This window comes from Flagellimonas sp. MMG031, from assembly GCF_040112705.1.
GTDB lineage: Bacteria > Bacteroidota > Bacteroidia > Flavobacteriales > Flavobacteriaceae > Flagellimonas.
Window position 1 is genome coordinate 2,481,853 of sequence record NZ_CP157804.1, and the last position, 23,127, is coordinate 2,504,979.

Annotated in this window: 25 protein-coding genes; 19 read left to right on the plus strand and 6 right to left on the minus strand. The window is 42.8% G+C overall.

Annotated features, from left to right (window positions below; all coding sequences use genetic code 11):
• Nucleotides 1-97 precede the first annotated feature (97 nt).
• The 12 genes from hisG to ABNE31_RS11245 all read left to right on the plus strand — a co-directional run bounded on the left by hisG (nucleotide 98) and on the right by ABNE31_RS11245 (nucleotide 11,024).
• On the plus strand, nucleotides 98-955 hold the full coding sequence (gene hisG / locus ABNE31_RS11190; RefSeq protein ID WP_179385762.1) for an ATP phosphoribosyltransferase: 858 nt from the start codon (nucleotides 98-100) through the stop codon (nucleotides 953-955).
• The gene (gene hisD, locus ABNE31_RS11195; RefSeq protein WP_349351180.1) at nucleotides 955-2,238 is read left to right on the plus strand and encodes a histidinol dehydrogenase; all 1,284 of its coding nucleotides are present in this window, start codon (nucleotides 955-957) and stop codon (nucleotides 2,236-2,238) included. The genes hisG and hisD overlap by 1 nt, the downstream gene beginning before the upstream one ends.
• A complete protein-coding gene (gene hisC / locus ABNE31_RS11200; RefSeq protein WP_349351181.1) occupies nucleotides 2,238-3,284 on the plus strand; it encodes a histidinol-phosphate transaminase in 1,047 nt (348 codons plus the stop codon). Before hisD ends, hisC begins: the two co-directional genes overlap by 1 nt.
• Nucleotides 3,284-4,420: a bifunctional histidinol-phosphatase/imidazoleglycerol-phosphate dehydratase HisB gene (gene hisB / locus ABNE31_RS11205; protein WP_349351182.1), complete on the plus strand. Its 1,137-nt coding sequence runs from the start codon at nucleotides 3,284-3,286 to the stop codon at nucleotides 4,418-4,420. Before hisC ends, hisB begins: the two co-directional genes overlap by 1 nt.
• An 81-nt stretch (nucleotides 4,421-4,501) precedes the next feature.
• Complete coding sequence (gene hisH, locus ABNE31_RS11210; RefSeq protein ID WP_349351183.1) at nucleotides 4,502-5,083, plus strand: imidazole glycerol phosphate synthase subunit HisH; 582 nt, start codon at nucleotides 4,502-4,504, stop codon at nucleotides 5,081-5,083.
• Nucleotides 5,084-5,085: 2 nt separating this feature from the next.
• Nucleotides 5,086-5,817, plus strand: coding sequence for a 1-(5-phosphoribosyl)-5-[(5-phosphoribosylamino)methylideneamino]imidazole-4-carboxamide isomerase (gene hisA / locus ABNE31_RS11215; protein WP_349351184.1), 732 nt, complete (start codon nucleotides 5,086-5,088; stop codon nucleotides 5,815-5,817).
• Nucleotides 5,810-6,337: a DinB family protein gene (locus ABNE31_RS11220; protein WP_293284768.1), complete on the plus strand. Its 528-nt coding sequence runs from the start codon at nucleotides 5,810-5,812 to the stop codon at nucleotides 6,335-6,337. The genes hisA and ABNE31_RS11220 overlap by 8 nt, the downstream gene beginning before the upstream one ends.
• A gap of 130 nt (nucleotides 6,338-6,467) precedes the next feature.
• Nucleotides 6,468-6,749: a GIY-YIG nuclease family protein gene (locus tag ABNE31_RS11225; RefSeq protein ID WP_349351185.1), complete on the plus strand. Its 282-nt coding sequence runs from the start codon at nucleotides 6,468-6,470 to the stop codon at nucleotides 6,747-6,749.
• Between the two features lie 134 nt (nucleotides 6,750-6,883).
• Nucleotides 6,884-7,639 (plus strand): imidazole glycerol phosphate synthase subunit HisF, encoded by a 756-nt coding sequence (gene hisF, locus ABNE31_RS11230; RefSeq protein ID WP_349351186.1) that lies wholly within the window; start codon nucleotides 6,884-6,886, stop codon nucleotides 7,637-7,639.
• 80 nt (nucleotides 7,640-7,719) lie between these two features.
• Nucleotides 7,720-8,316: a bifunctional phosphoribosyl-AMP cyclohydrolase/phosphoribosyl-ATP diphosphatase HisIE gene (gene hisIE, locus ABNE31_RS11235; RefSeq protein WP_179385770.1), complete on the plus strand. Its 597-nt coding sequence runs from the start codon at nucleotides 7,720-7,722 to the stop codon at nucleotides 8,314-8,316.
• Between the two features lie 63 nt (nucleotides 8,317-8,379).
• Nucleotides 8,380-9,546 (plus strand): VWA domain-containing protein, encoded by a 1,167-nt coding sequence (locus tag ABNE31_RS11240; RefSeq protein ID WP_293284763.1) that lies wholly within the window; start codon nucleotides 8,380-8,382, stop codon nucleotides 9,544-9,546.
• An 8-nt stretch (nucleotides 9,547-9,554) separates the two neighbouring features.
• Nucleotides 9,555-11,024 carry a magnesium chelatase gene (locus ABNE31_RS11245; RefSeq protein ID WP_349351187.1) on the plus strand — a complete coding sequence of 490 codons (1,470 nt, stop codon included), beginning with the start codon at nucleotides 9,555-9,557 and terminating at the stop codon, nucleotides 11,022-11,024.
• Nucleotide 11,025: 1 nt separating this feature from the next.
• On the opposite strand, the gene ABNE31_RS11250 is transcribed toward ABNE31_RS11245, so the two are convergent.
• From ABNE31_RS11250 to epsC, 3 genes are all read right to left on the minus strand, one after another.
• Entirely contained in the window at nucleotides 11,026-11,508 is a 483-nt protein-coding gene (locus ABNE31_RS11250; RefSeq protein ID WP_349351188.1) for a hypothetical protein, read from the minus strand.
• A gap of 152 nt (nucleotides 11,509-11,660) precedes the next feature.
• Nucleotides 11,661-12,545, minus strand: a complete 885-nt coding sequence (gene cysM / locus ABNE31_RS11255) for a cysteine synthase CysM (RefSeq protein ID WP_349351189.1) — start codon at nucleotides 12,543-12,545, stop codon at nucleotides 11,661-11,663.
• The gene (gene epsC, locus ABNE31_RS11260; protein ID WP_293289115.1) at nucleotides 12,538-13,329 is read right to left on the minus strand and encodes a serine O-acetyltransferase EpsC; all 792 of its coding nucleotides are present in this window, start codon (nucleotides 13,327-13,329) and stop codon (nucleotides 12,538-12,540) included. The genes cysM and epsC overlap by 8 nt, the downstream gene beginning before the upstream one ends.
• Before the next feature lie 91 nt (nucleotides 13,330-13,420).
• Here epsC and ABNE31_RS11265 point away from each other — a divergent pair, with 91 nt between their 5' ends.
• Nucleotides 13,421-14,104 (plus strand): DUF2461 domain-containing protein, encoded by a 684-nt coding sequence (locus ABNE31_RS11265; protein WP_349351190.1) that lies wholly within the window; start codon nucleotides 13,421-13,423, stop codon nucleotides 14,102-14,104.
• On the opposite strand, the gene ABNE31_RS11270 is transcribed toward ABNE31_RS11265, so the two are convergent.
• Nucleotides 14,090-14,503 (minus strand): glyoxalase, encoded by a 414-nt coding sequence (locus ABNE31_RS11270; protein WP_349351191.1) that lies wholly within the window; start codon nucleotides 14,501-14,503, stop codon nucleotides 14,090-14,092. The genes ABNE31_RS11265 and ABNE31_RS11270 overlap by 15 nt on opposite strands.
• 124 nt (nucleotides 14,504-14,627) lie before the next feature.
• Between ABNE31_RS11270 and ABNE31_RS11275 the strand changes: the two genes are divergently transcribed.
• Nucleotides 14,628-15,527 (plus strand): DUF72 domain-containing protein, encoded by a 900-nt coding sequence (locus tag ABNE31_RS11275; protein ID WP_349351192.1) that lies wholly within the window; start codon nucleotides 14,628-14,630, stop codon nucleotides 15,525-15,527.
• Nucleotides 15,528-15,698: 171 nt separating this feature from the next.
• Entirely contained in the window at nucleotides 15,699-16,118 is a 420-nt protein-coding gene (locus tag ABNE31_RS11280) for a hotdog domain-containing protein (protein WP_293282623.1), read from the plus strand.
• Here the strand turns inward: ABNE31_RS11280 and ABNE31_RS11285 are convergent.
• Nucleotides 16,115-17,398: a dipeptidase gene (locus ABNE31_RS11285; protein WP_349351193.1), complete on the minus strand. Its 1,284-nt coding sequence runs from the start codon at nucleotides 17,396-17,398 to the stop codon at nucleotides 16,115-16,117. The two genes, ABNE31_RS11280 and ABNE31_RS11285, sit on opposite strands and share 4 nt — an antisense overlap.
• 128 nt (nucleotides 17,399-17,526) lie before the next feature.
• Between ABNE31_RS11285 and ABNE31_RS11290 the strand changes: the two genes are divergently transcribed.
• The gene (locus ABNE31_RS11290; protein ID WP_349351194.1) at nucleotides 17,527-18,306 is read left to right on the plus strand and encodes a hypothetical protein; all 780 of its coding nucleotides are present in this window, start codon (nucleotides 17,527-17,529) and stop codon (nucleotides 18,304-18,306) included.
• Nucleotides 18,307-18,316: 10 nt separating this feature from the next.
• Nucleotides 18,317-18,670: a hypothetical protein gene (locus ABNE31_RS11295; RefSeq protein WP_349351195.1), complete on the plus strand. Its 354-nt coding sequence runs from the start codon at nucleotides 18,317-18,319 to the stop codon at nucleotides 18,668-18,670.
• A gap of 418 nt (nucleotides 18,671-19,088) precedes the next feature.
• On the opposite strand, the gene ABNE31_RS11300 is transcribed toward ABNE31_RS11295, so the two are convergent.
• Entirely contained in the window at nucleotides 19,089-19,952 is an 864-nt protein-coding gene (locus tag ABNE31_RS11300) for an RNA polymerase sigma factor RpoD/SigA (RefSeq protein ID WP_100818963.1), read from the minus strand.
• A gap of 244 nt (nucleotides 19,953-20,196) precedes the next feature.
• Between ABNE31_RS11300 and ABNE31_RS11305 the strand changes: the two genes are divergently transcribed.
• Nucleotides 20,197-21,708, plus strand: coding sequence for a DEAD/DEAH box helicase (locus tag ABNE31_RS11305; protein ID WP_349351196.1), 1,512 nt, complete (start codon nucleotides 20,197-20,199; stop codon nucleotides 21,706-21,708).
• A gap of 152 nt (nucleotides 21,709-21,860) precedes the next feature.
• Entirely contained in the window at nucleotides 21,861-23,099 is a 1,239-nt protein-coding gene (locus tag ABNE31_RS11310; RefSeq protein WP_349351197.1) for a glycosyltransferase, read from the plus strand.
• Nucleotides 23,100-23,127: the final 28 nt, after the last annotated feature.

Sequence of the window (23,127 nt, forward strand, 5' to 3'; positions counted from 1 at the left end):
TGTATTGTTGTTTTTAAAATATATTCTAACCCGTTTGAGAAATCAAACGGGTTTATTTTTTGCACCCCTTTGGTTTTTCGGACAAAACGATTGAAAAATGACAAAAATTAGAATTGCTGTTCAAAAAAGTGGCCGTTTAAATGAAGATTCCCTGGCCATTTTAAAAGATTGCGGTATTTCCATCGACAATGGGAAGGACCAATTGAAAGCTACCTCGCGTAATTTTCCCTTAGAAGTATTTTACCTTCGCAATGGCGACATACCCCAATACTTAAGGGATGGGGTAGTGGACATCGCCATAATAGGGGAAAACGTTTTGATTGAAAAAGGAAAGGATATTTCCATCGCAGAACGTTTGAACTTTTCCAAATGTCGTGTGTCCCTTGCCGTCCCAAAGGGTGTAACCTACAATTCCATCAAGGATTTTGAAGGTAAAAAGATTGCGACCTCTTACCCGAATACAGTGAAAGAGTATTTGGCATCAAAAGGTGTTACGGCAGATTTGCACATCATCAACGGTTCGGTGGAAATTGCCCCGAACATAGGTTTGGCATACGGAATCTGCGATATCGTTTCCAGTGGAAGCACCCTGTTCAAAAATAATTTGAAAGAGGTCGAAGTGATGCTGACCAGCGAAGCCGTTTTGGCCGTATCGCCCACAATCTCGGAAGAGCGCAAAGAATTGTTGAAAAAAATCCAATTCAGGATCAAATCGGTGCTGCAGGCACGTCAGAACAAATATGTATTGATGAATGCCCCAAATGACAAACTCGACCAAATCATTTCCATACTTCCGGGAATGCGAAGCCCCACGGTATTGCCATTGGCCGAGGAAGGTTGGAGTTCGGTGCACACCGTAATCAATCGGGAAACATTTTGGGAGGTCATCGACGAGCTGAAAGCAGCGGGTGCAGAAGGAATATTGGTTTGTCCTATTGAAAAAATGGTATTGTAATGCAGCGTATCAACTATCCACAACCCATGGAATGGGATGAAGTTTTAAAGCGTCCCACCCAGACAGTTACCGACATCGAGGAAATCGTAAACAGTATTTTTAAAGAGGTTCAGGCAGATGGAGATGCGGTCATCAAAAAATATACGGCCCAATTTGACAAGGTCACGTTGGAATCCCTGTTGGTAACTGATGATGAAGTGGAAAAAGCGAGCCTTGCGGTCTCCGATGCACTGAAACAGGCTATCAATTTGGCCAAATCCAATATTGAGAAGTTCCACGCAGCACAAAAAACACCCAAATTGGAAATTGAGACCATGCCCGGCGTAGCATGTTGGCAGGAAAAGCGTCCCATTCAAAAAGTAGGATTGTACATTCCAGGAGGAACGGCGCCTTTGTTTTCCACTATTTTGATGTTGGCCATTCCGGCAAAATTGGCTGGTTGCCAAGAAATTGTGCTCTGTAGCCCCCCGGATAAAAATGGGGAAATCAATCCAGCGATTTTATATACCGCCCAATTGTGTGGCGTAACGCAAATCATTAAAGTGGGAGGCATTCAGGCGATTGCCGGCATGACCTTTGGTACGGAAAGCATTCCTAAGGTGTACAAAATATTTGGCCCCGGTAACCAATATGTAACCGTTGCAAAGCAACTGGCCACCAAATACGGGGTAGCAATCGATATGCCCGCCGGCCCAAGTGAACTGTTGGTCGTTGCCGATGATTCTGCCAATGCATCCTTTGTGGCTTCGGACTTGTTGAGTCAGGCAGAGCACGGCGTTGACAGTCAGGTGATTTTGGTCTCCACATCGGAAAAGTTGATTGAAGCCGTAGAAAAGGAGATTGAAAGCCAAATCGAACAATTGCCAAGAGCAGAAATTGCACGAAAATCCATAGGCAATAGCAGATTGATTTTGGTCCAAAATGACCAAGAAGCTTTGGAACTCATCAATGCTTATGGTCCTGAACATTACATCGTTTGTGTGGAAAATGAGGAATACTATTTGGAAAACACCATAAATGCCGGTTCAGTTTTTATCGGAAACTTTACGCCGGAAAGCGCAGGCGATTATGCGTCGGGTACCAACCATACCCTGCCTACCAATGGCTACGCCAAACAATATAGCGGCGTGAATCTGGACAGTTTTATGAAGAGCATGACTTTTCAAAGAATATCCGAAAAAGGCATCCAAGGTATCGGAAGTGCCATTGAATTGATGGCGGAAGCAGAGGGATTGCAGGCACATAAAAATGCCGTGACCCTTAGACTAAAAAGTTTGAAATAATGGAAGGCTTCGATGTAAACAGATTGGTGAGGGAATCGGTTCGTAAGCTACAGCCGTACTCTTCGGCCCGTGATGAATACGTTTCCGATGGCTCGGAGATGATTTTTTTGGATGCCAATGAAAATCCTTTCGATAATGGCGTCAACCGCTACCCAGACCCGTATCAGCGGAGCCTGAAATCCGTGTTATCAGAACAAAAAGGATTAACGGAGCAGCAAATTTTATTGGGAAATGGCAGTGACGAAGTATTGGATTTGATTTATAGGGCGTTCTGCGAACCGAATCAGGACAATATTATCACTTTGCCACCAACGTATGGAATGTACAAGGTGCTGGCAGGTATAAACGCGGTGGAGAACAGAGAAGTGTTGTTGACGCGGGATTTCGAACCCAATGTGACTGAAATTTTGAAGGTGGCGGATTCCAATTCCAAGTTACTTTTTATCTGTTCGCCCAATAATCCTACGGGAAATGCCTTTCAGAAAAAAGGAATCAAGGAACTATTGGAATCGTTCAATGGCTTGGTGGTGGTTGATGAGGCTTACATTGATTTCTCGAACGATGAAAGTTGGGTATCCGAACTCAAGCAGTATCCCAACTTAATCGTGACCCAGACCTTGTCCAAGGCATACGGACTGGCAGGCATCCGATTGGGGATATGCTATGCATCCGAAGAAATCATCGGAATACTGAACAAAATCAAACCACCTTACAACGTCAACCAATTGACCCAGCAACGAGCCTTACAGCGCGTTTTGCATCAGGATTTAGTGAAACAAGAGGTGAAGCAAATCCTTGACGAAAGGGAGGAATTGATCAAAGCCTTGAAAAATTTGGAATTTGTGACAGCATTGTATCCTACCGACGCCAATTTTGTACTGGCCAAAGTGGATGATGCCAACAAACGCTACCAACAACTTTTAGAGAAACAAGTGGTGGTCCGAAACCGAAGTACCCAACCGCTCTGCGAAAACACACTGCGATTTACGGTAGGAACGCCAGAAGAGAACAAAAAATTGATTGCTATTTTAAAAGAATTGAACTGATGGGCAAAAAAGTACTATTCATTGATCGTGATGGAACCATCATCAAGGAAACTGTTGATGAGCAAATAGATGCCTTTGATAAAATGGTTTTTTATCCCAAAGTATTCACGTATTTGGGTAAAATCGCCAAGGAATTGGATTATGAATTGGTGATGATTACCAATCAGGATGGCTTGGGAACCGATAGTTTTCCCGAAGATACCTTTTGGCCCGTTCACAACTTTATCATTAAAGCATTTGAAAATGAAGGTGTTGTGTTTGATAACGTTTTTATCGACAGGACGTTTCCGAAAGATAATGCGAACACCCGTAAACCAGGCACGGGACTGCTGACTGCCTATTTTTCAGAGGAATATGATTTGAAAAGTTCTTTCGTCATCGGAGACCGATTGACCGATGTGGAATTGGCCAAAAATTTGGGTGCCAAGGGAATCTTCATCAATGATGAAACCCATTTAGGAACCGATGAAATCACTGTAAAGCGCGGGGAATTGGACGACTACATTGCTTTGGAAAGCAACGATTGGGAAAAAATCTATGAATTTTTGAAACTGGAAAACCGGGTAGCCGAAATATCCCGAAAAACCAATGAAACGGACATCCAAATCAAAATCAACCTCGATGGAACCGGAAAAAGTGATATCAATACAGGTTTAGCCTTTTTTGACCATATGTTGGATCAATTGGCCCGACACGGACAAATGGACTTGGAGATCAAAGTGGACGGCGATTTAGAGGTGGACGAACACCACACCATCGAGGACACGGCCATTGCCTTGGGCGAGTTGTTTTCCAAAGCATTGGGCAACAAGCTTGGTATTGAGCGCTACGGATTTGCTTTGCCCATGGACGACTGCCTAGCACAAGTGGCCATAGACTTTGGCGGACGCAACTGGTTGGTCTGGGATACGGAGTTTAAACGTGAAAAGGTGGGCGATATGCCAACTGAGATGTTCATGCACTTTTTTAAATCGTTTACAGATGGCGCCAAGGCCAATTTGAACATCAAGGCAGAAGGCACCAATGAGCATCATAAAATTGAGGCCATATTCAAAGCTTTTGCCAAGTCCATTAAAATGGCGGTGAAGCGAGATGCGGAAAAAATGGTGCTGCCCTCCACTAAAGGGATGCTATAAAAACTGTCATGTCGAAGGAGCTTGCGACTGAGAAATCCAGATTTCTAGTTATGCTCGAAATGACAAAAGATTATAGAATAAATGAAGATTGTAATAATCGATTACGGAGCAGGAAACATCCAAAGTATCATGTTTGCCATAAAACGCTTGGGTTTTGAAGCGGTTTTAAGCCATGATGCGGAAGAGATACGCAATGCGGACAAGGTTATATTTCCCGGAGTTGGGGAGGCCAGTTCAGCCATGGCAAAGTTAAGGGCTACTGGATTGGACAAGCTAATCCCAACGCTGAAACAGCCCGTTTTGGGTATCTGCTTGGGTATGCAGTTGATGTGCCACTCCTCTGAAGAAGGAAATACCGAAGGTTTGGGCATTTTTGATTTGGATGTGGTGAAATTTTCCAACAAGGTAAAAGTGCCCCAAATTGGTTGGAACCAGATTTCAAATCTAAACAGCAAATTGTTCACCAATATTCCAGAGAAATCCTATATCTATTTGGTGCATAGTTTTTATGCTCCGATTGGGAAGGAAACCATTGCCACTTCGGAATATGATGTGGAATACAGTGCAGCGCTGCAGAAAGATAATTTTTATGGGGTTCAGTTCCACCCAGAAAAGAGCAGTGAGGTGGGGAGTGGGATTCTCCAAAATTTTCTAAAAATATAAGTATGAGAATTATTCCGGCCATAGACATCATTGATGGAAAATGCGTTCGCCTTTCCAAAGGTGATTATAGCACCAAAAAAGTGTACAATGAAAATCCGTTGGAAGTGGCCAAGGAATTTGAGGCCCACGGAATCCAATATTTACATTTGGTGGATTTGGATGGGGCCAAGTCCAAACATATCGTCAATTACAAAGTACTGGAAACCATTGCCCTAAAGACCAATTTGCAAATTGATTTTGGGGGTGGGCTAAAATCTGGAGATGATTTACACGTCGCTTTTGAAAGCGGGGCACATCAAATCACAGGTGGAAGCATTGCAGTAAAGGATAGGGATACCTTTTTGAGCTGGTTGTCGACCTACGGAGCCAGAAAAATTATTCTGGGAGCCGATGCGAACCATGGAAAAGTTGCCGTATCGGGCTGGCAGGAAGAATCGGACTTGGAGCTGATTCCTTTTGTACAAGAGTACCAATCCGAAGGAATTGAATATGTAATCTGTACCGATATCAGCAAAGATGGCATGTTGCAAGGTCCTGCTTTTGACTTGTATCAAAAAATGCTGTCCGAAACCAAAAAAGGATTAAATTTAATTGCCAGTGGTGGTATCTCCACCTTTGACGAACTCCCCAAACTTGCCGATCTTGGTTGTGAAGGCACAATCATTGGCAAAGCCATTTATGAAGGCAAGATCAGTTTAAAGCAATTGGAACATTATATTCTTGAAAATGGATAAGGAAAAAGAACTCCAGGAAGAATTGGTTTGGAATGCAGGGTATCGAATGAACGAGAGCCTTCGCATGATCAAAATTTGTTTGGAACAACTGTCGGAAGAGCAGGTTTGGGAAAAACCGAACGAATCGAGCAACAGTATTGCCAATCTTATCCTTCATTTGTGTGGAAACATTACCCAATATGGGATAGCGTCCATTCAAAATTTGGAAGATGAGCGCAAACGGGATGAGGAATTTTCAACGGAATCGGGCTACACAAAAGCGGAATTGTTGAAAAAATTGGAAGATACGTTGTCCGATGCCAAAAGGGCGTTTTATGATGCTCCCATCAATGAATTATTGCGCAAACGCAATGTTCAGGGCTTTAACTTTTCCGGGGTGGGGAACATCATCCACGTCACGGAACATTTATCCTATCACACTGGGCAAATAGCGCTTTGGACAAAGATTTTAAAAAATAAGGATTTGGCATTTTATGGAGGTGTCAACCTAAATGCCAAGAATGAAACTAAAAATATATAATGATGAATTACGTCATGCTGAATTCATTTCAGCATCTCATCAAAAATATAAGTGAGACCCTGAATCAAGTTCAGGGTGACGATATCTTTAAAAAGTGTCATTCCGAACTTGTTTCGGAATCTGATATGCTATGAGACATAGTTATGTTTACATAATGACCAACAAATACAGAACCACATTTTATATTGGCATAACATCAAACCTAAAGAAAAGAATTGTAGAACATTATGAAGGCTTGGGTTCAAAGTTTACAGCCAAATATCAGTTGACTGATTTAGTTTATTTTGAACTTCATACAGATATTAATCAAGCCATTGCAAGGGAAAAACAGTTGAAGAATTGGCATCACGATTGGAAAATGAATTTGATTAAAGAACAAAATCCAACTTTAGAAACTATTGATTATAAATAACGTCACGTCATGCTGAACTCGCCTGCCTTTGCCGCAGGCAGGTTTCAGCATCACATTAATATATGACCTGTGAGACCCTGAAACAAGTTCAGGGTGACGACAAGCCTTTCATAATAGTGAAAAATATAAAATAAATGCTCACCAAAAGAATTATACCCTGTCTGGATATTAAAAACGGACGAACTGTAAAAGGAATCAACTTTGTGGACTTACGCGATGCGGGCGATCCTGTGGAACTGGCGTCCATTTATGCCCAAGAAGGTGCCGACGAGTTGGTTTTTTTAGATATTTCGGCCACCGAAGAGAAAAGAAAAACCTTGGCAGAGCTGGTCTATCATGTAGCTGAGACCATTAATATTCCCTTCACGGTAGGTGGCGGTATTTCATCTGTAGAGGATGTGGATATTCTGCTGAAAAACGGTGCCGATAAGGTTTCCATCAACTCATCAGCGGTAAAACGGCCCGAATTGATCAATGAATTGGTCGCCAAATTCGGTTCTCAATGTATCGTTGTTGCCATTGATGCCAAACAAATAAACGGACAATGGAAAGTACATTTGGTAGGGGGGAAGGTTCCCACGGAATTGGACCTTTTTGAATGGGCAAAGGAAGTAGAAAAGCGTGGTGCAGGCGAAATTTTGTTCACTTCCATGGACCACGACGGTACCAAAAATGGCTTCGCAAATCACGCATTGGCCAAATTGTCCGAATTGGTTAATATTCCGGTAATCGCTTCAGGTGGGGCAGGAACCATTTCACACTTTACGGACACTTTCAAAGATGGGAAAGCTGATGCTGCTTTGGCTGCCAGTGTTTTTCATTTTAAGGAAATCGAAATCAATACGCTCAAACAAGAATTAAAGGAGGAAGGAATTCCGGTAAGGATATAAATTAGGTTTGTCATATCTCGACTGCTCCTTCGACTGCGCTCAGGATGACATCTCGATATGACACGTACAATACATACAAAATGCAAATAGACTTCAATAAAAATTCAGACGGACTTGTGCCGGCCATTGTTCAAGATGCAACAACCAAAAATGTTTTGATGCTCGGCTACATGAATCAAGAAGCGTTTGAAAAAACCCAAGAAACACAGAAAGTCACATTTTTTAGCCGTTCCAAACAGCGATTATGGACCAAAGGTGAGGAAAGCGGGAACTTTTTGAACCTAGTGGATATGCAAGTGGATTGCGATAACGATACGCTTCTGGTTAAGGTGAATCCAGTTGGTCCTACCTGCCATAAAGGAACCGATACCTGCTGGGCCGAGGAAAATGTTCAAGGTTATGGTTTTTTATCCACCTTGGAAGCTGTGATCGAATCAAGGAAAAATGACCAAGAGAATCCGGATAGCTATGTAGCGTCATTGTTCCGAAAAGGCATCAATAAAATCGCCCAAAAAGTGGGGGAAGAAGCTGTGGAAACCGTAATAGAGGCCAAAGACGACAACGAGGAGCTATTCTTAAACGAGAGTGCCGATTTGTTGTTTCACTACCTTATTCTTTTGCAGGCGAAGGGCTATTCGCTCAACGATATCGCCCAAGTCCTCGAAAAACGGCATTAAACAAATCCGTTAAGTTTTTTCTAAACGTTTAGCCTTTACAGCGAAATACCGTAAATTTATGTGATGGCTATGAACACAAGAAAAGGGTTCCGTTTTACCAAATACGAGGCTCCGGACCAAACTCCGTTCGAAAAACTATTTGAGATTTTCCAAGAACTCGTCACCCATACTTCGGGCGATGTGGAGGAGGCTTTGGACTGGTTGCGTGAACTCGACAAGGAATACGAGCTTACCGACGACGATTATACCATCGACGATTTTATAGAAGATTTGAAGTCCAAGGGGTATATCCGTGAAGAATTCGATATGGATAATCCCCAAGGCGGCGAAGGTGAAGAAGGTGAGGAAAACGGTGGTCGCGGTGGTAATCTTTCCATTACCGCCAAACTGGAGCGAATGCTGCGTCAACGGGCCTTGGACCAAATCTTCGGAAAAATTAAACGAAGTGGTTCCGGAAACCATAAAACAGGAAAATCCGGTAAAGGCGACGAGCATACAGGTGAGTTCCGGGAGTACCGTTTTGGGGATTCGTTGGAACATATTAGCATGACGGAAAGCCTTAAAAACGCCCAGGTCAATCACGGTTTGGATAATTTTTCTTTGAGCGAGGAGGATTTGGTGGTAGAAGACACACAGCACAAGGCCCAGATGAGTACTGTATTGATGATCGATATCAGCCATAGTATGATTCTGTATGGCGAGGACCGCATTACCCCCGCCAAAAAAGTGGCGATGGCTCTGGCAGAACTGATTACAACCCGATATCCAAAGGATACCTTGGATATTTTGGTGTTCGGAAATGATGCATGGCCCATCCCCATCAAGGATTTGCCGTATTTGAGGGTGGGACCTTACCATACCAATACGGTTGCCGGTTTACAGCTAGCTATGGATATGCTCCGCAGAAAACGGAACACCAACAAACAAATATTTATGATTACAGATGGAAAGCCTTCATGCCTGCGGCTTCCCAATGGTGACTACTATAAAAATAGCGTTGGATTGGACGAATACATTGTTGAAAAATGCTATGCCATGGCACAACAGGCCCGAAAACTCCATATTCCCATAACTACCTTTATGATCGCAGAAGACCCTTATTTGATGCAGTTTGTACGGGAATTTACCAAAGCCAACAAGGGAAAGGCCTTTTACACGGGCCTTAAAGGTTTGGGCGAAATGATTTTTGAAGATTACGAACAGAATAGAAAACGAAGAATAAAAGGATAAAACAATATATGAACTTGGACCATACCAAAATCAATACGCTTGGCGAACTAAAAGCGGCGGGTTATACCAGTAAAAGTATTAAGGATGAACTTCGGGATAACCTTTTGGAAAAGATAGCCAAAAAGGAACAAGTCTTCGAAGGGGTTTGGGGATATGAGAATTCCGTTATCCCAGAATTGGAAAGAGCGATTTTATCCCGTCACAATATCAACTTATTGGGACTACGAGGGCAGGCCAAAACACGCTTGGCCCGCTTGATGGTGCAGCTTTTGGATGAATGGATGCCCATTGTGAAGGGTTCCGAAATCCATGACGACCCCTTGGCGCCCATATCCCGATTTGCAACCGAATTGATAAATGAAAAAGGGGATGAAACGCCAATCAGTTGGGTGCATCGCAGTGAGCGCTTCTATGAAAAATTGGCCACTCCTGACGTAACCGTAGCGGATTTGATTGGAGATGTAGACCCCATTAAAGCGGCCAATCTAAAATTATCTTACGCCGATGACAGGGTGATTCACTTTGGAATGATACCGAGGGCCAACCGTTGTATTTTTGTCATCAACGAGCTTCCTGACCTTCAAGCAAGGATTCAAGTAGCGTTGTTCAATATCTTGCAAGAAGGTGACATACAAATTAGAGGCTTCAAGCTTAGATTACATTTGGATATTCAATTTGTGTTTACGGCCAACCCCGAAGATTATACCAACAGGGGCAGTATTGTCACCCCATTGAAGGATAGGATTGGTTCCCAAATATTGACCCATTATCCTGAAAATATTGAGGTGGCAAAAAAAATCACTAAGCAGGAAGCAAAACTAGATAAGCGTCAGTCTGATTTTGTGTATGTTCCCGAAATCGCCATGGATTTGCTGGAACAAATCAGTTTTGAAGCTAGAAAAAGTGAGTACGTAGATGCTAAAAGTGGCGTAAGTGCACGTATGAGCATCACCGCTTTTGAAAATTTATTGAGTACTGCCGAACGCAGGGCCATTATGGCTGGAGACCAAAAGACCACACTGCGTTTGAGCGATTTTATGGGTGTGGTGCCCTCAATTACTGGAAAAATAGAACTGGTGTATGAAGGAGAGCAGGAGGGAGCCGGCTCAGTGGCCGAAAACCTCATTGAAGATGCCATAAAATCCTTGTTTCCAAATTACTTCCCGAAAATCGACAAGCTTCAGCGCAAGGAAGAAGAAAATGAATATGATGAATTGGTGAGCTGGTTCTTTGACGGCGAAGGTTTCGATTTATTGGATGATGAAAAAGACCACAATTATAAATCAAAATTGGATTCCATCGGCCCATTAAACCAACTGATAAAGGAGTACCAGCCCGATGCCTCAAGAGAGGACGCATATTTCTTGAAAGAGTTACTGCTTTGGGGCTTGGTGGCCTATAAAAAATTGAGCAAACACCGCTTTCAGCAAGGTTATCAGTTTAAGGACCTTTATGGAAGCTATATCCGAGGCCTGTAAGCTATTGCCAAATGTTTAGGTTGTCGTTGTAGTTCTCAAAATTATAGACACCCACAAATCGTTTCCTTAACCAAAAGGTGTAAAGCGTCAGAATCGGTAAAATACTGTAGAGTACCACGGAGAGTTTCGCGATGGGCTTAAAAGTAGTTGGGATTACGTGTTGTCCGTAGAGTTCTATGGAATTTAAAACAGCTACGCTATCATATATTTTAAAAAGGTATACGATCATTATGGCATAGAGCACATATTCGATATTGCGCATCTTCGGATCGGGAAGTTCATCTTCGGTAATTTTAAACCAAACCACGTAGAGGTATAGAAAATGAACGGAGGCCAATAGTGGGAATATGTAGTTGTCCGGCTTTAAAAAATAAAATTGATTGGTGTACACTCCATAAAAGCTCAACACTATAAGGCTTGCCAAAACAGCTACACTGGCCAAGATATTCCTTTTCCAAGTGATGATTTTTGATATTGTATGCATGTCTAACTTCGATTTGGGACTAATACTAGTTTAAAGAACGGGGTTTTTGGAGTACTATTTCAAAGAAATCGATGACCCGCAAACAATGTTGGATAATGCGAAAAATCCGTCATGAAACGCACAAAAATGGATATAAAAACATCCTGAAGAAATCAGTCAAACAAGTCTGATGACAGATACCGGTCCCCGCGGTCACAAACAATGGAAACGATGGTGCCACTTTCCAAAGCGTTTGCCAATCGCAAAGCGACAGTAGCGGCTCCTCCGCTGCTCATTCCGGAAAATATGCCTTCCTCTCGCGCCAAACGCTTGGCCATTTCAATCGCTTCCTGCTCACTGACTTCCATTACGGTATCCACTTTTTCAGGATTAAAGATTTTTGGCAGGTATGCTTCGGGCCATTTTCGTATGCCCGGAATCTTAGCGTCATCCGTGGGTTGTACGCCCACAATTTGTATGTCCGGATTCTGTTCCTTCAGATAAGTAGAAGTGCCCATAATGGTCCCCGTAGTTCCCATACTGGAAACAAAATGGGTGACTTGACCATCGGTATCCTTCCAAATTTCAGGTCCCGTTGTTTTGTAGTGCGCTTTCCAATTATCGTTGTTCGAGAATTGATTGAGCATCTTAAAGCCTTCTTCCTTTACCTTGGTTTCGGCATAATCGCGGGCACCTTCAATACCCACATCGGCAGAAGTCAAGGTCACCTTTGCGCCATAGGCACGCATGGTCTGAACCCGTTCTTTTGTAGAGTTTTCGGGCATCACCAATTCAATGTCAAGGCCAAAAAGGCTAGCTATCATGGCCAAGGCAATACCGGTGTTGCCGCTAGTGGCCTCAATCAATTTGGTTTCTTTGGTAAAATCACCGCGCTCCAGACCACTTTTGATCATGTTGTAGGCGGGACGGTCTTTAACGCTTCCACCGGGATTGTTTCCCTCAAGTTTAAAAAAAAGTCTTACGTCAGGATTGGTATTCAATACTTTGGATTCCACCATGGGGGTGTTTCCGATAAGGTCTAGTATGCTGTTAGACATTTGGGGTTGTCTTTATTTTAATTTCTGGCTTGTGATAAACAGTTGAGTTGGGCGGCACGGAGGAAGTAATCCATGCATTACCACCAATGACGGAATTGGCCCCCACTACGGTTTCACCGCCTAAAATGGTAGCGTTGGCATATATGGTCACATTGTTTTCAATGGTCGGATGACGTTTTGTTTTTTCCAAATTCTTCGCCACATACAAGGCACCTAAGGTCACCCCTTGATAAATTTTAACGTTGTCATGGATTACGGCAGTTTCCCCGATGACCACACCTGTGGCATGATCGATAAAAAAGGATTTACCAATGGTGGCTCCAGGGTTGATGTCGACCCCGGTTTGTCTATGCGCATATTCCGTCATCATTCGTGGAATCAAAGGGACACCCTCCGCATAAAGCTCGTGCGCCAAGCGATAGATGGCAATGGCATAAAAACCTGGGTAGGCCATGTAGATTTCTTGGATGGAAAGGGAGGCTGGGTCACAATTTAAGATGGCCTCGGCATCCAAAATCAGGTTTTCCAGAATCTGCGGTAAATGTTCCACGTATTCGTTCCAGAGTTCCTCACTGGGCTTTTCTAAGTCCCAACAGGCCATGTCCATCAGCCGATTGAACTTTTTTTCCAATAATTCCAGATTGACCGCTACAGGGGTATTGGCGTCAAATAAGGTGTGAAAAAGCGTATCCGTGAAATCCTCGGTCTCTTGTTTCAAACGAAAATCCAGGTAAGGCAGCTTTTTGTGCCTGATGAGTTCGGCTATAATTCTCTCCTTGTCCATACTGCGGTTTATAGTCTAAAATTAGACAAAACCTTACCAACCAACGGTATAAAAGGCTAACTTTAGAGTAAAAATAACATATTACCGATATATGGCATCCAATGTAACCATCTCTAAGGAAGTTTTTGATTTTTTGACCGAATTGGAGAAAAATAATGACCGGGATTGGTTTGAAGCAAACAAGAAAACCTTCAAAAAACGGCAATCGGAGGTCAAAAATTTTCTGGAAGCGGCCAAACTTAATTTGAGCCATCATGATGAGATTGAAAAAATGAAGTTGTTCCGGATTTACAGGGATGTACGTTTTTCCAAGGATAAAAGTCCGTATAAAGCTCATTTTGCTGGTTTCTTTTCCCGATTGGGCGCACATTTACGAGGAGGATACTACATTCATCTAAAGCCTGGTCAATCCTTTTTGGGTGTTGGGTTTTGGGCTCCGGAGAAGGAAGATCTTTTTCGTATACGCAAAGAATTGGAGATGGACGCGGATGAATTTCGCAAGGTTATCAACCAGCCCGAATTAAAATTGATTTGGGGCGAGCTACAGGGCGACGAAGTGAAAACGGCTCCCAAGGGATTTGACAAAGAACACCCCGATATTGACCTTATCCGAAAAAAGCAATTCGTTTTTATGCGGAATTTCAAGGATTCGGAGGTGTTGTCGCCCACTTTTTTGGATGAAGTGGACAGGTCCTACAAGGCCATTCGCCCTTATTTTGATCTAATGAGCGAAATTCTCACCACTAATTTAAACGGCGAGTCAATTCTGGAATAACGTTTCTTCCTCTAAAAGCTGTATTTGGTCCTTGAGACGCTCCACCACCATGTTCATCATACGCTTGTTTAACGCAGAGGAATTGGTGATGTAGTCGCGATATTCTTCCACCGTAAACTGGCCAATAACCATTCCCTTTAGGGAATTTCGGAACTTGATGTCCTTTTGGATGGCCCGCTCAATATACTGGAACTTTTTCTCCAAGGAAAGTTCGTAGAAAACACCTTTATGCTTGTTCGCATAATTTTTGAAGGCCTCTACCAACAAATAATTTTGGAGTTTGAGCACCGGGCGAAGAGTCTTGTTCTGAAAATGCTCGTCAAAACCCATTTGGCTGTTAAAATGTGTGGATGAAATAGTGGGACGAATGTCCAATCGGCGGTCGGATGTTGAATCCATTGCTGTGATTTTTAATAAAATTACAGAATCAACCACCGCACACTTTTAAATAGGGCAATAGTTGTCAACGATGTTATGAACACCCTTTTAAATGATTATTTTAGGGCGAGTAAAAGTTACAAGCATGAAATTCGGAAAAGTAGACCATCCTGAAAACGTCGATTTTACCATTCCTCCTGACCATCCTGACACCCAAGTTGTTTTGTCCAAAACCAAGACTGGCACTAAAACCAAGGTATATGTGGGCTGTGCCAAATGGAACAGGCAAGATCTGAAGAATTTTTACCCAAGGGGCACAAAAGATGAACTGGAATACTACTCGACCCAATTCAACAGTATTGAACTGAATGCGACCTTTTACCGCATCTTTCCTACGGATACTTATGAAAAATGGCGCAACAAAACCCCGGAGGACTTCAAATTCTTCCCAAAAATGACCAATGAGGTCAGCCATTTGCGCCGTATGAACGATAAGGCGCTCGAGGCGGTGGACCGGTATTTGGCCATAACCCCTTTGCTTGGGGACAAACTCGGCACCATCTTTTTACAAATGCACAATAACTTTGGCCCCAAAAACTGGGATAGGGTAGTGCGGTTTGTGGAATATTGGCCCAAGGAATTTCCGCTGGCCATGGAATTTCGACACACCGATTGGTTCAATGATGAAAAAGTGGCACAGGAACTTTTCCATTTATTGGAAGAAAACAACATCACCAATGTTTTGGTGGATACCGCAGGCAGGCGAGACCTTATGCATATGCGATTGACCACTAACGAGGCCTTTATTCGTTATGTAGGAGCCAACCATCCTTCGGATTATCCCCGTTTGGGTGACTGGATAGATCGATTGTCTTCGTGGATAGCCATGGGGCTTGAACACATTCACTTTTTTGTGCATCAAAACATGGAGGTAGAATCACCCCTCTTATCGGCTTATTTTATAAAACAACTAAACTCCAAATTGGGTTTTGACCTACATATTCCCAAAACGACACTGCCGCCGCAGAAAGGGCTGTTCGATTAAAAATCGCCGAATTCATCAAGTCAAAAATCCCAAACGGCAAAAATTACACACTCAACAGTTGTTCCCACCCAAAAGTTTCAAATTCACAATTCACACGAATTTAAAGGGTTGGCCAGCATATTCTTATAGGGATTGGACTAACTTTGCAATGGAATTCAAAATATTTCAACTATGCGATTTCATACAAGAAAATGGGTTAAACCAGAAGATTTGAACGCCAATGGAACGCTTTTCGGGGGCAAGGTGCTGGCCTGGATAGACGAAGAAGCGGTATTGTACAGCATCATTCAATTGGAGAACAAGAAAATCGTAACCAAATATATGTCCGAAATCAATTTTATGAGTACCGCCCATGAGGGAGATATCATTGAAATCGGGATAGAAGTCATAAAGTTCGGGGTCACCTCAATTTCACTCAACTGTGAAGTACGAAACAAGATGACCCACGAAAGTATTGTTACCGTAGACAATATTATCATGGTCAACCTGGACGAAAACGGGAATCCGAAGGCCCATGGAAAAACCAAGATCGAATACGTAAAGGACCGATTGGCGAAAAAAGAAAAAGAAGAGGATAAAGCCGCTTCCTAATCCATGGTTTGGGCCACGGCCTGAACTTCGTCCAAGACACGCAAAAGGTTACCGCCCCATAATTTGGCAATTTCTTCCTCCGTATACCCTCTTTTGACCAGTTCCAAGGTAACATTGAAGGTTTCCGAAGCATCGGACCAGCCTTCGATACCGCCACCTCCATCAAAATCGGAACTGATACCAACGTGATCAACACCGATCAACTCTACCATATAGTCAATGTGGTCCACAAAGTCGGCAACATTGACAGCTGGTGGGGCAGAAGCATCTGTTTCGGCCCATTCCTCGCCAATATTCATCACTTTTCGATAGTTTGCGAAAAACTCCTCCCGTTGCGCATCGGTCAGTGTAGCAAATTGTGAGCGCTCGTACCACGCAACCCCTAAGGAATCCGCTACTTTTTTATACACTTCGGTCATGTAGGCAGATCGGGCTTCGTGCTTTTCGGTGTTCAAATAGGAGCTAAAGGCCACCGTTTGCACCACACCGCCATTTTCTTTCATCAGCATCAGCTGTTCATCGTCCAAGTTTCGGCTGTGGTCGCAAAGTGCCCTAGCAGAAGAATGCGAGGCAATGATGGGGGCCTTGGACAGCGCTATCATTTGTTTCATAGCTTCTTTGGAGGGATGGGATACATCGATCATGATTCCTACACGGTTCATTTCTGCTACCGCTTTCTTGCCCAATTCGCTTAGGCCGTTATGCAACCAAACGCTATCTCTTTCCCCTGTGTTCGAATCACTGAATTGGCTGTGACCGTTATGGGAAAGCGACATGTAAAGCGCTCCTCTTTTTTGGTATTCCTCTATTTTGGATAGATCTTCACCGATGGGATAAGCATTTTCAACTCCGATCATGGCCACTTTTTTGCCAGATGCGGCAATACGTCTTACGTCGTCCGAAGTTAAAGCCAATTCTATCTGGTCCGGTGCTATCTCTTCACAGAGTCGGTGAATGGCATCGAACTTGGCCATGGCATTTTCTGATGCCTTGGCATATCCTTCGGTGGTCAACGTATCCTGACCTGTGTACACAATCAAAAAGACGGCATCCAATCCACCTTCCTTCATTTTGGGAAGGTTGACTTGGGTTTCCAGTCGTTGGGTGTAGTTAATGCTATCCGTAAAGTTTTGCACGTTGATATCGTCATGCGTATCGATAGTGATCACGGAATCATGAATCCGTTGTGCTTTTTCTTCCAAGCTTTCTGTTTTTTCAGGTTTTTTCTCCGCACAGGAGACAAGTAAGGCAAGGGTCAATAGTAAACTTAAATATTTCATGGTTGGTTTTTTTACACATACAAATAACGCAATTTGACAACAAAATCCGAATGCTACGGAACAATAAATTGTAATACCTGGCTATAATCAACACTTTTAAGTGTAATAATAACCATTAGCACAAGACATTGGGAACACGAGAACTATTAACGTATCTGGAAAAGTTGGAAATCGGATTGAGCTCATTCTCCTACGAAGAGTTGGGCGTGGTAGAGGCTGGAAAGCTTAAAAAATCCTTTGAGGTATTTAAAATGGGGCTGGAAAACAAAGTTTTTGGGGCCTCAGAAATGAAACAGCTCGAAAACATCTACGAAAAAGTGGGTATCCAAAGCTTGGACAAAAGGGAATTTAACGAGGTGAATCCGGACAAATTGATTTCCCTTGTTGGCGCACTTGAAGCCACAATACTGTCCCAAGAGCAAAAGGAACTTGTGAATGAACTTAAAAAACTGGTCCAACATCCGAAGAAAAGCACACAAAATCAACATAAAAATGTAGACGGTATGTCCACCGATTTTGAATTTATAGAAAAGAGCTTGCAAGCTGGTTTCTCTTCCCAAAAAATTGACCTTCAGCCTGTTTTGGAAGACTGCATGGGCCAAATGGAGCTTTTGGAAGAATTGGTTCGCATGTTCCAACAGCATGTTTTTGAGTTTATCGGAAGTGCCAAGGTCAATCTAATCAACAAAAACTTTGTGGAACTGGAGCTTTCCTGTCAAAAAATAATGCCATCCCTGCGCATGATGAAAACTTTTGGGCTGCTGGAAGTTGCCCAACAGATTTCAAAGCTTTGCAAAACGGATAGGGATGAAAGACATTTGAATTTTTTATACGACCAATTTCTGCAGGAATATCCCAAGATTCAAGAGCAGATAGATTTTGAAATGGAGATATTCAGAACCTTGTGAAAAAGTGAAGATGGCGACCCATGAGCTTCCCAAATACTTGCAAAGTGTTTTTTACCCTTTGTTTCAGCATACTACGGACCTTGAGTGCCAATTATTGCTGTTGGATGAAATGTTGGAAGTAGGGGACCATAAGGAAATACCCTTTTTGAAGGAACTGGAGTCGCATGACAATCCCAAAATTAGCAGCAAGGCCTTTCAAATTAAGAATGAACTGCAGGAAAAATTGGGATTGATGACAGAAACCGAACGAAGAAGATTGCCCATGAACCTTTGCTTTATTTACGACGAGTTCAACATTCGTCCCAGTAAAGTGGACAAGGAGTTGGATTTTGAGATAGCATTGGACATTTTGAATATGAGATAAAAAAGGATTTCACCACCCGAAGCAGGTGTTTCACCACAATTTGAGGAAAGCACATAATCTTTGAAATGAAATCACGTTATACAAAGACCCAAACTTAAATTGAGATTACGATGTTGTACGACACCTACGGTGAGGAATACTTGGCTTTTTTGCAAGAACTCAACGAAATTTTGACAGTAAACCAACTTGCTGAACTTGATTACCTATAGTTAACAAACAAACCCAAAATTTGTTGCCATGAACAACCAGAACAAAGAAAACACCGCCTACTTGAATTTTATTCAAGATTTGAAAGACTTGCTTACGGACTTTGATATCAGTCTGTTGAGCAGATCCTAATTATTTAAGTGATTATCATGGAAAAGGGGATGTTGATAAAATCAGCATCCCCTTTTCTATTACATATTTTTGAGGTAACCTATCCCAAATAAGATTTTAAGATCTTGCTTTTGGAGGTATGTCGCAATTTTCTAATGGCCTTTTCCCGTATTTGTCTTACGCGTTCGCGGGTCAAATCAAATGTACTGCCGATTTCTTCCAAAGTCATGGAGGGTTGGTCTCCAATACCGTAATACAGGCGAACCACATCGGCTTCCCGCGGGGAGAGCGTATCCAAGGCTCGGTTGATTTCCGTGTTCAGGGATTGGTGCATAAGGCCCTTATCTGGTTTTGGCGAATCCCCAGCGTTCAATACATCATATAAATTGGAGGTTTCCCCTTCTTTTAAAGGTGCATCCATAGATACGTGCCGCCCTGTGTTCTTGAGGGATTGCTTCACTTCGGAAACGGTCATGTCCAGCTCCTTGGCAATTTCTTCTGGCGATGGTGGGCGCTCATGTGCCTGTTCCAAATAGGAAAAGGTCTTTTTTATCTTGTTGATGGAACCAATTTTGTTCAATGGCAATCGTACCACACGTGACTGTTCTGCCAAGGCCTGCAGAATGGATTGTCGGATCCACCAAACCGCGTAGGAGATAAACTTAAACCCCCGGGTTTCATCAAAGCGTTTGGCGGCCTTTACCAGACCCACGTTTCCTTCATTGATCAAATCTGGGAGTTTAAGGCCCTGATTTTGGTATTGTTTTGCCACGGAGACCACAAACCTGAGGTTGGCATTGGTCAACTTTTCCAAAGCAGCTTGGTCTCCGGCCCTGATCTTCTGTGCTAGCTCAACTTCTTCCTGTGCGGTGATCAAATCGATTTTGCTGATGTCCTGCAAGTATTTGTCGAGAGATTTGGATTCGCGGTTCGTGACCTGTTTGATAATTTTAAGCTGCCTCATTCTTATATCTGGTTTACTAGTGTTACAAGCTATTATTATACATTATAATCTCCATTTTTCCAAGTCGAAATTGTTATTGTTATCAAAATGTTATGAGTAAATCATCGAAAAAGTTGAATTGTGGGCCAAATGGTAATTGTTGATACTATTTTGATAGAATTAACCTCTGGGATTGGTCACAAGTACAAAAAACCCCTAATTTTGTAGGGTTTTTTATTTAAGAATCCAAAATGCCATTTTCCCTTTGGAAGTAAACAACTCAATCAAAAAGAAAACGCTTTACGGCTATCAGGAGGAAGACCTGAACAAAATCTTCGAGCAACTGGACAAGCTTCCTGCGGGCAGTAATATCTTGTACCAATTGCCCACGGGAGGAGGAAAAACCGTTGTGTTTTCGGAGATTACACGAAGGTTTATCCAACAGACCGGAAAAAAGGTGATGGTACTTACCCACCGTATCGAGCTGAGCAAGCAAACCTCCAAAATGCTCAAAGGGTTTGGCGTGGCCAACAAAGTCATCAATAGTGAAGTGAAGGAACTCTACGACCAGGATGATTATATGTGCTTTGTGGCTATGGTGGAAACCTTGAACAACCGCCTTCAGGAAGAAAAAGTAAAAATCAATAATGTAGGCCTGGTAATCATTGATGAGGCCCACTACAACTCGTTCCGAAAGCTGTTCAAATATTTCGAGAAGTCCACCATCTTGGGTGTAACGGCCACTCCGTTGAGCTCCAACATCAAACTTCCCATGAAGGACAATTACAAGCACCTGATCATTGGGGAGTCGATAAAATCATTAATTGAAAAGAACTTTTTGGCCAGGGCCAACCTGTATAATTATGATGTTAGCCTACGCACCCTTAAATTGGGCATTAATGGTGACTATACCGTAAAATCCTCGGACGAGTTTTACAGTGCACACAGCATGCTCGGGAAATTGCTCTCTGCCTACGAGGAAATTGCCAAGGGGACCAAAACGCTGATCTTCAACAACGGAATCAATACATCGCTTTATGTATACGAGACGTTTAAAAAGGCTGGGTATAATGTTCGGCACCTCGACAACAAGAACACGGCCTCCGAACGCAAGGACATTCTGGATTGGTTTGCCAAAACACCCGATGCCATTCTCACCTCGGTGAGTATATTGACCACGGGTTTTGATGAACCTACGGTGGAAACCATTATTTTGAACAGGGCTACACGATCGCTCACGTTGTATTTCCAGATGATCGGAAGGGGATCTAGGGTGCTTCCTGACAAAGATGAGTTCAATGTAATCGATATGGGAAATAATATTGCCCGTTTCGGACCTTGGGATGCACCTGTGGACTGGCAAGAAATCTTTCATTTCCCTGATTTTTACCTAGAAAACATCAAAAATGATGAGGAAATCGAGCGGGATTTTGTCTATGAGATGCCCGAAGAACTTCGCGCCAAATTCAGCAAGTCGGAGAACATCACCTTTGATGTGAAGGAAGAGTACAAAAAGATATTTGCACAGGGGAAAAAATCAAAAATTGTACTGGAGAAGAGTATTGAACAGCACGCGAAAATCTGTGTGGAAAACAGTGAAGATGTTTTTGATGCCCGAATCTTGGCCAAGGAGCTCAAGGATGAGATTTCGTATCGTGTAAAGCAATATTCCTATTGCATCATGAACAATACCAAGAACTACAAGGAGTGGCTGGAGGAAGATTATGAGCGTAAACTCCGTTCCAGTATCTCCAAAATGTTTGCGGCCAGGATGTAGATCAAGTTGGCAGGAATGCTGGTAGCTCCGTTTTTTGGATTTGAGCTTCAACTTACACTTACCATTGCATTTGAGATTTGAGCTTGAACTTGATAGTTGAGTTTGAGTTTTAATCCCCAATAGTATACGGCCATCTTTGTATTTTTACCTCCATGTCCAAAAAACTACTTGTAATTGGTTATGTATGGCCAGAACCCTCAACAACTGCGGCCGGAAGTCGTATGCAACAATTGTTGGAGGCATTTTTGACATTTGGTTATCAGATCACATTTGCCAGCACGGCAAGTAAAACCGAGTACAGTCTGGATTTGGAAGCCATGGACATTGCAATGGTCCACATCCAACTCAACCATTCGAGTTTTGATGATTTTATACAGCAATTGAAGCCCAATGTGGTGATGTTCGACCGTTTTATGGTAGAGGAACAATTTGGGTGGCGCGTAGCGGAACACGCACCAAGTGCCTTGCGCATAATCAATACCGAAGATTTACATGCCCTGCGCAAGAGTAGGGAAGAGGCACTTAAAAAGAACCAAGTCTTTAAGATTGAAGATTGGAAAAACCATCCAACAACCTTACGGGAAATTGCGAGCATCTATCGCTGTGATCTTACGTTTATGATTTCCAGCTACGAAATGGAAATTTTACAGCATAAGTTGAAGGTCCCTACGGATTTGCTGCTGTGTATTCCGTTTATGGTAGATGTTGGAAGTATATCTGCTGCAAAAAACCCTCCATTCGATGCCAGAAATGGTTTCATCAGTATCGGAAATGGCAAACACGCACCCAATGTGGATGCACTAAAGGTCTTGAAAAATGAAATTTGGCCCCGAATTCGCCATCAACTGCCCAATGCTGAAATCCAAGTTTATGGCGCATATCTACCGCAACAGGTCAACGAAATGCACGATCCCATAACAGGTTTTTACGTTAAGGGATGGGCGGAAGATGCGTTCAGGGTGCTCCAAATTGCCAGGGTGTTGTTGGCTCCACTTCGATTTGGAGCAGGAATCAAAGGAAAGTTGTTGGATGCCATGCAAACCGGAACCCCAAGTGTAACCACCACCATAGGTGCCGAGGGCATGCATGCTGACTTGGCATGGAACGGATTTATTGCCGACGATTGGGAAGCATTTGCCCAAGCTGCCGTGAAATTGCATCAAGACCAAAAAAGTTGGGAAAGTGCCCAATACAACGGTAATGCATTGCTCCAACAGTTGTATGATAGGCAAAGCCTACAAAGTAGTTTGGAAGAACGATTGGAATATTTGATTATGGACCTGGAAGCCCATCGCTCACAAAATTTCATTGGAAAACTGTTACAGCATCAAACCATGAGCAGCACCAAATATATGGCCAAATGGATAGAGGAGAAGCATAAGGAGAAGTAACGTAAATAATTAAGGCTATGAATAGATG

Excerpts from the sequence above, each read along its gene's own strand:
- hisG (WP_179385762.1), top strand. The coding sequence starts at position 98 with ATGACAAAAATTAGAATTGCTGTTCAAAAAAGTGGCCGTTTAAATGAA.
- ABNE31_RS11245 (WP_349351187.1), top strand. The coding sequence starts at position 9,555 with ATGAACTTGGACCATACCAAAATCAATACGCTTGGCGAACTAAAAGCG.
- hisB (WP_349351182.1), top strand. The coding sequence starts at position 3,284 with ATGGGCAAAAAAGTACTATTCATTGATCGTGATGGAACCATCATCAAG.
- hisIE (WP_179385770.1), top strand. The coding sequence starts at position 7,720 with ATGCAAATAGACTTCAATAAAAATTCAGACGGACTTGTGCCGGCCATT.
- hisH (WP_349351183.1), top strand. The coding sequence starts at position 4,502 with ATGAAGATTGTAATAATCGATTACGGAGCAGGAAACATCCAAAGTATC.
- ABNE31_RS11300 (WP_100818963.1), bottom strand. The coding sequence starts at position 19,952 with ATGAGGCAGCTTAAAATTATCAAACAGGTCACGAACCGCGAATCCAAA.
- ABNE31_RS11295 (WP_349351195.1), top strand. The coding sequence starts at position 18,317 with ATGGCGACCCATGAGCTTCCCAAATACTTGCAAAGTGTTTTTTACCCT.
- ABNE31_RS11250 (WP_349351188.1), bottom strand. The coding sequence starts at position 11,508 with ATGCATACAATATCAAAAATCATCACTTGGAAAAGGAATATCTTGGCC.
- cysM (WP_349351189.1), bottom strand. The coding sequence starts at position 12,545 with ATGTCTAACAGCATACTAGACCTTATCGGAAACACCCCCATGGTGGAA.
- ABNE31_RS11285 (WP_349351193.1), bottom strand. The coding sequence starts at position 17,398 with ATGAAATATTTAAGTTTACTATTGACCCTTGCCTTACTTGTCTCCTGT.
- hisC (WP_349351181.1), top strand. The coding sequence starts at position 2,238 with ATGGAAGGCTTCGATGTAAACAGATTGGTGAGGGAATCGGTTCGTAAG.
- hisD (WP_349351180.1), top strand. The coding sequence starts at position 955 with ATGCAGCGTATCAACTATCCACAACCCATGGAATGGGATGAAGTTTTA.
- hisA (WP_349351184.1), top strand. The coding sequence starts at position 5,086 with ATGAGAATTATTCCGGCCATAGACATCATTGATGGAAAATGCGTTCGC.
- ABNE31_RS11265 (WP_349351190.1), top strand. The coding sequence starts at position 13,421 with ATGGCATCCAATGTAACCATCTCTAAGGAAGTTTTTGATTTTTTGACC.
- ABNE31_RS11240 (WP_293284763.1), top strand. The coding sequence starts at position 8,380 with ATGGCTATGAACACAAGAAAAGGGTTCCGTTTTACCAAATACGAGGCT.
- ABNE31_RS11280 (WP_293282623.1), top strand. The coding sequence starts at position 15,699 with ATGCGATTTCATACAAGAAAATGGGTTAAACCAGAAGATTTGAACGCC.
- epsC (WP_293289115.1), bottom strand. The coding sequence starts at position 13,329 with ATGGACAAGGAGAGAATTATAGCCGAACTCATCAGGCACAAAAAGCTG.
- hisF (WP_349351186.1), top strand. The coding sequence starts at position 6,884 with ATGCTCACCAAAAGAATTATACCCTGTCTGGATATTAAAAACGGACGA.
- ABNE31_RS11275 (WP_349351192.1), top strand. The coding sequence starts at position 14,628 with ATGAAATTCGGAAAAGTAGACCATCCTGAAAACGTCGATTTTACCATT.
- ABNE31_RS11270 (WP_349351191.1), bottom strand. The coding sequence starts at position 14,503 with ATGGATTCAACATCCGACCGCCGATTGGACATTCGTCCCACTATTTCA.
- ABNE31_RS11225 (WP_349351185.1), top strand. The coding sequence starts at position 6,468 with ATGAGACATAGTTATGTTTACATAATGACCAACAAATACAGAACCACA.
- ABNE31_RS11220 (WP_293284768.1), top strand. The coding sequence starts at position 5,810 with ATGGATAAGGAAAAAGAACTCCAGGAAGAATTGGTTTGGAATGCAGGG.
- ABNE31_RS11310 (WP_349351197.1), top strand. The coding sequence starts at position 21,861 with ATGTCCAAAAAACTACTTGTAATTGGTTATGTATGGCCAGAACCCTCA.